At 36.8% G+C, this 2,478-nt stretch carries 3 protein-coding genes; 1 reads left to right on the plus strand and 2 read right to left on the minus strand.

The window, feature by feature from the left end:
* Positions 1–315 precede the first annotated feature (315 nt).
* Together MVB78_RS00625 and MVB78_RS00630 are read right to left on the minus strand one after the other, a co-directional pair.
* On the minus strand, positions 316–774 hold the full coding sequence (locus tag MVB78_RS00625) for an ATP-binding cassette domain-containing protein (RefSeq protein ID WP_297486706.1): 459 nt from the start codon (positions 772–774) through the stop codon (positions 316–318).
* 223 nt (positions 775–997) lie between these two features.
* On the minus strand, positions 998–1,807 hold the full coding sequence (locus MVB78_RS00630; RefSeq protein WP_297486709.1) for a BtpA/SgcQ family protein: 810 nt from the start codon (positions 1,805–1,807) through the stop codon (positions 998–1,000).
* A gap of 44 nt (positions 1,808–1,851) precedes the next feature.
* On the opposite strand from MVB78_RS00630, the gene MVB78_RS00635 reads away from it, so the two are divergent.
* Positions 1,852–2,478, plus strand: a 627-nt coding sequence (locus MVB78_RS00635) for a PfkB family carbohydrate kinase (RefSeq protein WP_297486711.1), incomplete at its 3' end; no start/stop codon positions are given.

Below are 2,478 nucleotides of genomic sequence, written 5' to 3' on the forward strand. Positions count from 1 at the left end.
AGCTCTTGATTAACTTGAAATATTCCTCCAGAAATATGAAATTTAACTAATTTAACTAATTTAAATTTATCTAATAATCAATTAACATGAAGTATCCCCAAAGAATTATGAAATTTAACAAATGTAAGAATTTTTATACTAATTATTAATGTTATTAAACATAAAGGTAATATTGAGTTCGCCGGTAAACTTATGTGTCAAATAATGATAGCAAACACTTTGCCAATTCTTTGGAGCTACCGGTTTGGCGGGTTTTGATAAAATGATGTAACCGGCGTAGTCGTTCAATTTGTTTAATAGTCAAAAATTATAGTTTTATAAGTTAGTTTCTATTTTGGGCATTAGTTGTTGCCATAAGCGATAATAATGTTGCCGGCGGTTATACAATTCGGCATGACTGCCTTGTTCTACTACTTGCCCTTGATCCGGTACTACAATTTTGTCGGCATTAATCACCGTACTCAACCGGTGAGCAATCACAATAATGGTTTTTTGTTGTTCGCGTAAATGTTTAATAGTTCTTTGTATATAGTTTTCCGATGTACTGTCAAGTGACGAAGTGGCTTCGTCCAAAACCAATATTTCGAGTTGTTTATATAAGGCGCGTGCTATGGCAATACGCTGTTTTTGTCCGCCGGATAAGGTCGCACCGTTTTCGCCGAGATAGGTATTAAATCCGGCAGGTAAAGATTCAATAAAAGACATAATGCCAATATCTTGGCAGATTTGCATAATACGTTGCATATCGAGCTTTTTGCCAAAGTAATCAAACAATTGCGTATTTATAAAGGTTATGGTAGTCACGAATTTTTTGCACGGGAACACGGTATCCCACGCGTGCAATATTGGCGTATGGAAAAAGGCACCAATTTTACAATAAGAACTTTTTTACGCATTTTGGATGCGCATCAAATGAGTATTTCGGAATTCTGTGATTTTTTGAAAAAGTTTGAGGAAGAGAATTAGTAATATTGAGCTCAAAAGTTAAATTTGTGTTCTAACCATTAGAATTCACTTTTTTCATTAGTGCCCGCACCTTATCACCATCCACATCATTTGCCCAATAGCCGTCTTTTTTAAAATAGGACCCGATAATCAAAGCATCGGTAACAGCCATATAGTCAGTAACATTGTCTAAATCAACTCCTGAGCCGACCAAAACCGGTAAATTCGTAGCTGTTTTAACTTTTTTCAGTTCGTTTAAATCTGCTGTATCACCGGTGTGCATACCAGTAACTATTAAACCGTCTGATAAAAAGAAGGCTGCGGCATGTGCCATTTCGACTATATCCAAATCGGAGGTCAGTGCATGTGAACTATGTTTCTTTTTGATGTCGGTAAAAATGGCTATATGTTCCGCCCCTATCTGTTTCCGGTAGCGGAGCAATTCTGCGGCTTGACTATCAATATAACCTTCATCAGCTAAATGCCCGAATACGAATCCTTCAGCCCGAATAAAGTTAGCACCAGCGCTAAGCGCGGTAGCTAAAGCGGCTTTATTGGCACCCGCAAGAATCTGGATACCTAAAGGTAAGCCGGTTTTCTGTTTAATCAAATAAGCGATGATTGCCGTCAAACTGCTGATTTCATGTCCTACATCGTTCTTGGTATAAGGCACATCGTGCATGTTTTCAATCATCAATGCATCGATACCGGCTTGTTGATAGGTGCAAGCTTCGTTAAGGGCTTTTTCTATGATTTGATTAGTACTGCCGTCATATTTGGGCGTCCCCGGAAGCGCTTGCAGATGAATCATGCCGATAACGGCTTTTTTGTTTCCGAATATTTTTTGAAATTTGTGTGTCATTATTTGGGTTTTATCTTGTAAATTTATCAAATATTTTATAACCAATGTCCAAAGCTTCTAAAATTACTGTTTTTGGTGCTGCCAATGTCGATATCACCGGATTTCCTGAGAGCAATCTGGTCTATAAAGATGCCAATATCGGAAGTATGAAATCGACTGCAGGAGGTGTCGGGCGCAACATAGCCGAAAATCTTAAACATTTAGAGTTTGATGTGGAACTCATCAGTATTTTCGGTGATGATCCATTGAGCGATTTCTTGATTAACGATTGTCAAAACAAGGGCTTGAAAATTGCTCGCAGTTTATTTCTCAAAAACATGCCTGCTTCAACATTTATTGCCATTCTCGACCATCAAAATGATTTGGCAGTCGGTATTTCGGCTATGCAATTGTATGATGATCTTGATAACACTTTGTTCATTTCAAATTTGCCACATCAAATCGATTCAGAATATATCATTTTAGAAACGAATTTGTCTGATAAAATTTTACAAAAGATTGTTGAAAAATACCCCGATAAAAAATTTGTATTAGATACGGTTTCAGGTAAAAAAGCCCTTCGTTCCAAATCTATTTTGAAGCATTTGCATATCTTAAAAACCAATCTTTTGGAAGCCGAAATGATTAGCGGTATCAAAGTTCAAAATGATAATGATTTGGAAAAATTGATC

This window comes from Thermococcus sp. (assembly GCF_026991495.1).
In the GTDB taxonomy this organism is placed as follows: Archaea; Methanobacteriota_B; Thermococci; order Thermococcales; family Thermococcaceae; genus Thermococcus.